General features: G+C 27.9%; 7 protein-coding genes. 5 read left to right on the top strand and 2 right to left on the bottom strand.

Translation table 11 applies throughout. The annotated features are described in order from the left end of the window. On the top strand, positions 1–1380 hold a 1380-nt coding region (locus tag WC356_06850), incomplete at its 5' end, for a NosD domain-containing protein (protein MFA5382861.1). A 4-nt stretch (positions 1381–1384) separates the two neighbouring features. Here the strand turns inward: WC356_06850 and WC356_06845 are convergent. Beyond that, positions 1385–1936 (bottom strand): epoxyqueuosine reductase QueH, encoded by a 552-nt coding sequence (locus WC356_06845; GenBank protein MFA5382860.1) that lies wholly within the window; start codon positions 1934–1936, stop codon positions 1385–1387. Between the two features lie 73 nt (positions 1937–2009). Here WC356_06845 and WC356_06840 point away from each other — a divergent pair, with 73 nt between their 5' ends. The 3 genes from WC356_06840 (at position 2010) to WC356_06830 (ending at position 5631) form a co-directional block, all read left to right on the top strand. Continuing rightward, positions 2010–2741, top strand: coding sequence for a class I SAM-dependent methyltransferase (locus WC356_06840; protein ID MFA5382859.1), 732 nt, complete (start codon positions 2010–2012; stop codon positions 2739–2741). Positions 2742–2751: 10 nt separating this feature from the next. Further along, positions 2752–3168: a ribonuclease HI family protein gene (locus WC356_06835; protein MFA5382858.1), complete on the top strand. Its 417-nt coding sequence runs from the start codon at positions 2752–2754 to the stop codon at positions 3166–3168. A gap of 174 nt (positions 3169–3342) precedes the next feature. Beyond that, entirely contained in the window at positions 3343–5631 is a 2289-nt protein-coding gene (locus tag WC356_06830) for a VCBS repeat-containing protein (protein MFA5382857.1), read from the top strand. 235 nt (positions 5632–5866) lie between these two features. Here the strand turns inward: WC356_06830 and WC356_06825 are convergent, their stop codons facing one another. Next, on the bottom strand, positions 5867–6034 hold the full coding sequence (locus tag WC356_06825) for a hypothetical protein (protein ID MFA5382856.1): 168 nt from the start codon (positions 6032–6034) through the stop codon (positions 5867–5869). Between the two features lie 697 nt (positions 6035–6731). On the opposite strand from WC356_06825, the gene WC356_06820 reads away from it, so the two are divergent. Continuing rightward, on the top strand, positions 6732–8686 hold a 1955-nt coding region (locus tag WC356_06820), incomplete at its 3' end, for a hypothetical protein (GenBank protein MFA5382855.1).

Here is an 8686-nt window from a genome sequence, read left to right as displayed (position 1 = left end):
TGTGCACCAACTGAATGTACACATCTAAGCGGATGTGTTGGTAATGATTATTATGAATATGAAAATGTAAACAACAATTGTTTAGGAGATTGTGCATGTTCAATAAATTCATGTGAGTTATATGTAGTAAGTGAGTATGATTCAAGATGTGTTGAGTGTGTTGATTTAAATAATGAAGCTACATTTGGGGGGAGAATAAATAAAATAAATAATACTTATTATATAAACGATGATGTTGTTCTCTGTTCAAATGAATATCACATAAATCCAAGTTTTGATTTTGGTTTTATTGCTTCTGCAATTTATATCAATTCTTCAGATATTATATTAAATTGTAATGGAGCTAAAATTATTGGTAATGGACCAAGCAGTAGTCTTTATTATGGAATTTATAACAATGGTTTTGATAATGTAAGTATTTTGAATTGTGAAATAACAAATTACAGTACAAATATACAAATAAAAGATGCTGTTAGTAATGTAATAGGTAATAATATTTTGTATAAAAGAGATGGAATAAATTTAATAAATTCGGAAAGTAGTTTTATTTTTAATAATACAATTTGGTTTGCAAATGAAGGGATTACTTTAACAAATTCTTCAAATAATATAATATCTCAAAATTACTTAAATGGTACAGGTACTTTTTCAGCTTCTTCTTATTATGGGATTAGTGTAATGTGGGATAGCCATTATAATATAATTGATAATAATACGGTAAGATACTGCTGGGAGGGAATTAGATTAGTTAATATAATTTCAAATACAAATGTAACTAACAATAATTTAGATTATAACTGGATGCATTCATTGATACTTTCTCCTTCAGTAAATAATATATTAATTGAGAATAATACTGCTAATAATGCAGAATATTTTGGTATGCAAATTCAATGTGTAAATTGTACTGTACGAAATAATGTTGCGAATAATATTTCAAGATATAATGGTTTTATAATAGTATCATCCGAAAATAGTATTTTTGAAAATATAACTGCAGATAATTGTGAAAAACAAGGTATATTATTAAGTGATTCAATAAATAATACAATAATAAATTCAAGAGCTTGCAATAATGGTGAGGAAGCGTATGTAGATATTAAAGAATCATTTTATTGGTTAACTTCTGGGATAAATACATTTGAAAATCTCATATGTGATGATTCGGATCCAGATCCTTTAAGTGGGGGATATTGTGAGATATCTTGTTCTTTAAGAGAGAGACCTATTAAGGAATCTAGTAGTAGTTCATCTAGATCAAACAAAGTTGAGGATGTAGAAAATGAAAAAAATCATGCAATACGAGTTCCAAAGAAAGATGATTCTAATTCGATGGGTAATCCATTTTCAAATACACCAAGTCAAAAAATTAAACCTTAATTTTTTATTTTTTTATTGAATATTCACAACCACAATAAGTTTGTCTATATAAATTTAGTTCTTTTGATTTTTCTATACTTTTCTTAAAACCATCATTTTTCTTAAAATCAGCTTCATAAAACTCAATTCCTTTTTCTTGTGCTTTTTGTTTTCCTATATTATTTATTAAGTTTGCATTTTTATGCGGACTTATAGTTAAAGTAGTAGCAAAAATATTAAATCTTTTATTTTTAGCAATATGCGAAACTTTTTCTAATCTATATTCAAAACATTTTTCACATCTTTTTCCTCCTTCTGGTTCCTCTTCAAATCCTTTAATTGCACCTTTCCATTGTGCATGTGCTTTATTATAGCTTTTCATATCTGTTAATAAGGGGATATTATATTCTTTAGCTAATTTTTCTGTGCTTTCAAATCTTTTTTCCCATTCTTTTTTAGGATAAATATTAGCATTATGAAAGTATAAAGTTAAATCAAATTTTTCTTTAAGTTCTTCTATTACTCCTGATGCACACGGAGCGCAGCATACATCTAAAAGCATTTTTTTCTTATTCATTACTAGTCACCATTTTTATTAAATAAATAAGATTTATAAATTAGCATGATTTAATATTGTAATTAGTGATGAAATGGAAGTTTATGATAAAATTGCAAAGACTTATGCAGAAATTGGGGTAAATAATATAAGGAGAGAATTTGCAATAGATCCAACTTTTTTTAAATTATTGGGTGAGATAAAGAATAAAACTGTTTTAGATTTGGGGTGTGGTGAAGGAGATTATACTAGAAAAATATCTAGATTGGGTGCATCAAAAGTTGTTGGAATGGATATTTCAAAAGAAATGATAGAATTGGCAGAAGCAGAAGAAAAATTACATCCTCTAGGAATAACTTATTTTGTTTCTGATGTAATAGAATTGCCTTTTTTAGAAGAGTTTGATATTGTAACTGCAGGAATGCTTTTACATTATTCAAAGACAAAAGAAGAGCTTTTGGCAATGTGTAAAAATATTTATAAAAATCTGAAAAAAGGAGGAAGATTTATTACTATGAATAATAATCCAAATATTGAAGGAAATTCAAATCTTAAAAAATATGGTGAAATTTGCACAGCAACTATACCTGTTATGGAAGGGAGTGAAATTTTAATACATTTTTATAAAGAAGGTAAAGAAGTACAATTTGTAAATTATTATTGGAGTATAAAAATATATGAATGGGCTCTCCAAGAAGCAGGTTTCACACAAATTGAATGGCACAATTTGGAAATTTCTAAAGAAGGAATTGAAAAATTTGAAAAAGGTTTTTGGGATGAATTTTTAAGTAAACCAATTATAATTGGATTGACTTGCAAAAAATAGGGGAAAAATTATGGATAAAATTATTTTAAATACAGACGGCGGTGCGCGAGGAAATCCAGGTCCTGCAAGTATTGGTATAGTTATTCAAGATTTTAAGAGGAATGTATTAGAGAGTTATAAAAAGAAAATAGGAAAAGCTACAAATAATGAAGCTGAATATAAAGCTCTTATAAAAGGTTTGGAATTAGCGCTTAATTATACTAATGAACATGTTATTTGTTATTTAGATAGTGAATTAGTTCAAAAACAAGCTATTGAAGAGTATCAAGTTAAAGCGCCGAATATTAAAAAATTATATGAACAACTAAAATGGGTAGAAGGGCAGTTTAAAAAAGTAGAATACAAACATGTTAAGCGCGATGACATATATCAACAGCGCGCTGATAAATTAGTAAATGAAGCATTAGGGAAAAAAACCTTAAAGTAAGTATTTAAAAATAAATGAATTTATGTACTTTTTTTTATTTGAATTGTGTCTATTTAGACCAAATTTGGCAAGTTATGAGAGGATACTTAGACTATTTGAGTATAATTACATATTATAATCCCATCAATATATTTATAAATACAAAAAAATACAATATTTAACACGGTGGGATGAATGAAATTAAAAAGAAGAAAAACAGAAGAATGGAGATTATCCTTTGACAATAGCCCAAAAATATCAAATAGATTTATTAAGAGGGTGGTGTTAGTTGGAATGATTGTATTTGGAGGAATACTCCCCATTAGTTATAAATCTTATACACAAAAACATAGTTCTTACAAAGATGAAAGAATTGAAATAATGGCAGACAATAAGGATAATAAAATAAATGAAAATGGCAAAAGTTGCAGTTCTTCAAATTTAATAAATATACTTTTTGAGAAAGAGTTAATTGATGAAAGGAAACAAATTGATAAAAACGGAGTTAATAATATTTGTGTTACTGATGAAATTGAAAATTTGGAGTTATTACCAAAAGCTTCTATTCTTAATGTTGAAGAGGGAAAAGAGCATAACTACGAAAGAGTAAAATTTAATAATCCAGGATTAATTGTTGACTTGGGTGTGGGGTTATGGGCATATCCTTTACCTATAGATTATGATGGAGATGGTGATTTGGATTTATTAGTAAATAGCCCTTCTATATTATATAATGGATTATGGTTTTTCGAGAATCCTGGAAATAGTGATTTTCCAATTTTTAAAGCACCAATTAAAGTAGCAGAAGGTATGGATAACGTTCAAATATCATACGTTAATAATTCTGTGAGGGTACTTATTCCAGGTATAGAATTTCTGAACTTTACTGATTCACTTTTTAATCAACCTACTATTTTATATTCAAATCTTGTTTTTGATCAAAAACTTACTAAGATTAGAGCAAATGGATGGAAATATGTTGATTATGATGGTGATGGCAATCTTGATATTATAATTGGTATTGGTGATTGGACAGATTATGGGTGGGATAATGCCTTTGATATGGAAGGGAGGTGGATTAATGGACAATTACATGGTTATATATATTTACTTAAAAATGAGGGTACTGGTAAATATTCAAAACCGTTTAAATTACAGGCAGCAGGAAGGGATATTGATGTGTATGGTCAACCATCACCCAATTTCGCAGATTTTGATAATGACGGCGACTTAGATATAATTTGTGGGGAATTTTTTGACAAACTTACATGGTTTGAAAATATAGGGACACGTAGTGCACCAAAATATGCTTCAGGAAAATATATTACTAATGGTAAGAGAGATATAACTATAGATACTCAAATGATTGTAGCAGTTGCGGTTGATTGGAATGCCGATGGTAATATAGATTTAATAACGGGTGATGAAGATGGTAGAGTAGCTTTTGTAGAGAATACAGGTAAAATAAATGTATCTGGTCCTTGTTTCAAAATGCCAAGGTATTTCCAACAACAAGCAGATGATTTAAAGTTTGGGTCACTTGTTACTCCATTTAGTGTTGATTGGGATGAGGATGGTGACGAAGACCTTATTTGTGGAACTTCTGCGGGGTATATTGGGTTTATAGAAAATTTAGATGGGGGGAATCCCCCAAAATGGGATAAACCAAAGTTACTTAGGGCAGATGGAAAAGTGATTAGGATAATGGCTGGATATAATGGTTCAATTCAAGGACCAGCTGAAAAAAAATGGGGGTATACAACATTATCTGTTGCTGATTGGGATGGAGATGGATTAAAAGATATTATTTTTAATTCTATTTTTGGGAAAGTTGAATGGTATAAGAATATAGGCACTAAGAATTCACCAGTTTTAAATAAAGTTAAACCCGTATTTGTAGAATGGAAGGAGGATGTGCCTAAACCAGAATGGAATTGGTGGGAACCTAAAAATAATCAGTTAGTTACCCAGTGGAGAACTACTCCCTTTGCAATAGACTGGAATAGGGATGGATTAATAGATTTGATTATGTTGGATTATGAAGGGTACCTTGCATATTTTGAACGTTATTTTGAAGGAGGCATGCTAAAACTCAAGCCAGGGCAGAGAATATTTTATGGAATAGATAATTCCATATTTGGAATAAATCATGAAGTAATTAATTCTTCAGATGGTTTGCTTAGATTAAATGCAGATAAATATGGAAAAAGTGGAAGACGAAAAATTTGCTTCTCTGATTGGGATAATGATGGAGATTTTGATATCTTAGTTAATAGTGAGAATGTATCCTTACTTGAGAATACGGGATCAATTAAGGGAATAGTACTATTAAAAAATAAAGGGGGATTATCAAACGTGAAAATGACAGGACATACTACTTCTCCCACTGTAGTAGATTGGGATAAGAATGGTATTCCTGATCTTTTAATTGGGGGTGAAGATGGGCATTTTTATTTCTGTAAAAACACACGTATTTTAAAGTAAGTATTTATTAATAATAAGAGTTTAAATTCTTTCCACTAGTTTTTGTGAAACCACATTATGTAGATAATCTTTGTAATCTAGATTATTCATTCTGGTTGTCTTGTATAAAGACAGCTGTATGCAGTAACTTTCAATATTTTTATCACTTTCAAACTATTGTGATATTTTTCTTTTAATTACTGGCTGCCGCAGTAATCTTTCACTTTGATTATTTGTGTATGGCACATTTTCATATTCAAGAAATGTCTTCAAGAATATTATATTTATTTCCTAAATAATTTTTGAGTTTTAATCTTATATTACACACAGTAGTAGGAGAAATTGATAATCCAAATATAGTAATAAAGAATTCTGATATTTTTCTATCAGTAAGGTTTAATGCGATTGATAATATTGATATCATAAGAAAAATATCTAAAGAATATTTAAAATATGGAAGAGAATTAGGGACACTGAATCTTAATTCTCTTTTATATTTAGGACAATAAGTATGATAAATATCATATTCTGTTGTTTTAATTAGGTTTTTTAATTCTAAACTGATAATTATTATTTTATTTGTCTTATTTTTTTGATTAAGTTTAAAACTGCAGTGAGGACATTTCTTAATCTTTAGATTAACTGTTTCATCTATCTTATCCGGTCTGTTATTTCTTATATCTGTTTTTTTGTTTATTCTCAGTATCTGTTTTTTTTATTTTTATTTTCTTTAATCTCAATGTCAACTGTTGATTGGTATTGTTGTATGTACTAAGAAAATACACCAGAAAGAGTATTTTCATTAATAAATTTTCTTAGTTGTTTTCTTAGTTTTTCATTTTCTTTTAATAAAATTTATCTTGTTTAAATAACTTTATTATTTGTTTTGTAATCTTTCATTTTCCTTTTTGAGATAAAGTAGTGAATTATACTTTTCTCTGCTAATCACTACTTCTTTATTATCTGCGTTCATACGGGTCGCAGACATAAAAAAATATTATCCTTTTGGTCAAAAAATGAATTTATGGGGCAAAATTAGTCCTCCATTAATATATTTATAACCGATTATGAAAAAGCAGGAAAACCAAGGTTTATATATTTTTTCTGTGTTTTTTATTTTGATGAAAGGCAAAATTAAAATAACTTTAATATTATTATTAATAATTATATCTATAATTATTTCTTTAAGTATACCTTTACTTAATTTATCTCCACAAACTGCAACAACAAAAGATAATTTGGTGTGTATAGCACAAATAAATGGAACAGAAAATGAAAAAGTAAACATTATTTTTGAGTGGTTTTTACAAGATAATTTAGAAAAATCAGAAGAATTTTCTCATTCTTTTCAAGAAAATTCTTCTAAAAGCTTTTCTTCTATTTTATATTCAAATGAAACTACAAAAGGAAGTGTTTTATGTAATGTTACCTTAGGCAATAACAGTTATTTAAAAGAGGCAGTTATTCTTAATTCTCCTCCTTTTTTTTTACATTCTTTTGATAATTTTTTTTTGTATGAGAATGACTCTTTATATTATGATATAAATTGTTCTGATGCAGACAATGACACATTGTATTATTATGACAACTCAACAGAATGGGATATAAATAATGAAACAGGAGAAATTGTATGTCATGACTTAACTATAGGAAATTTTTCTTATTTAATAACCTGTTCTGACTTAGAAGAAAATGTTTCTGACATATTTTCAATTGAAGTTTTAACTTTAGAAATAGAAAATAATGAAACAGAAGAGATGAATGAAACAATAGAAGAATCAGAATTGTGTTTTGACAATATAGCAATAAACAATTGTTCAATTAATTTACCATTATATTGTTCTGAAGATTTAGAACTTATTAATAATTGTAATGAATGTGGATGTCCTGAAAATTATTCTTGTGATGAAATAACACAAGAATGTTTTAAGGATTTAATAGAAGAACCAGTTGAAAACGAAACAATCAATGAGATTATTAACGAAACCATTGAAATGTGTGGGGATGGAACAATAGCAGGCAATTGCTCTAACACATTACCTTTATTTTGTGAAGGAAATCTTACATTAATTTCATTCTGTCAATCATGCGGTTGCTCTGAAAATTATTTTTGTGATAATATAACAGGAGAATGTGAAGAAAGTATTGGCGAAATCATCAATGAAACTATAAATGTAACTATTAATGAAACGATAAACGAAACTATTAACGAAACAGCACAAGAAATACAAAAAAGCGATATTTTTGTTACTTTATTAGAAAACACAGACCAATGTTTAATTAATTGTTATTCAACATATATTGTTTGTAATGGAGGCACCATTAATTTTTCTGATACAATAGAGGTTGCTTTAGTAAAAGAAGAAGAGAGAGAAACTTTCTTAGAGTATTCAAAATACATTGAAGAAAAGAAGGAGAAAGAACTGTGGGAAGAGAAAAAGAATTTTGAAATAGATGAAAAAAACATAGAAGAAACTTTAAACAAATCAAAATTAAAAGTAAAAAGCGGAGATATAAGAGAAGAAAAAAATAAAAGAGAAGAGATTTTAGATGAAATTAAAGATAGAACAGAAGATGGATCAGCTTTTGAAATGATCAAAAAAACAAATAAACAAACAGGCGAAACCATAGAAAGTTTAAAAGAAGAAAAAACAAAACAAATTATAAAAGAATCTAAAAACAAAGTTGAGGAATTTAAAAACGAGAATAAATTCTTTAATTTATTGCCCGGTGAATGCATTGAGTTTACGGTTCATGGAAAAAAATCCCCAAATGAGTCAATAGACAATATCTTACAATTGGGCGAATTTTCATTTCCAGAATATGCTTGGTGGAATAGTTCTTGGGATTATAAAATGAATTTCACAATAAATTCTTCTTTAATTGATGAAACACTTACAGAGTTTCCTATTTTAGTAAAATTAACCACATCAAACTTTGATTATTCTAAAGCCAATACGACAGGAAAAGATATAAGATTTACAAATTCAAGTGAAGATGGTGAGTTAAAATACGAAATAGAACTTTGGAATGCAAGCGGTGATTCTTTTATTTGGGTAAAGATACCTTCTGTTGC

This window comes from Candidatus Micrarchaeia archaeon (genome assembly GCA_041653315.1).
Lineage (GTDB): Archaea > Micrarchaeota > Micrarchaeia > Anstonellales > JAHKLY01 > JAHKLY01.
This window is presented reverse-complemented; position numbering and strand designations above follow the sequence as displayed.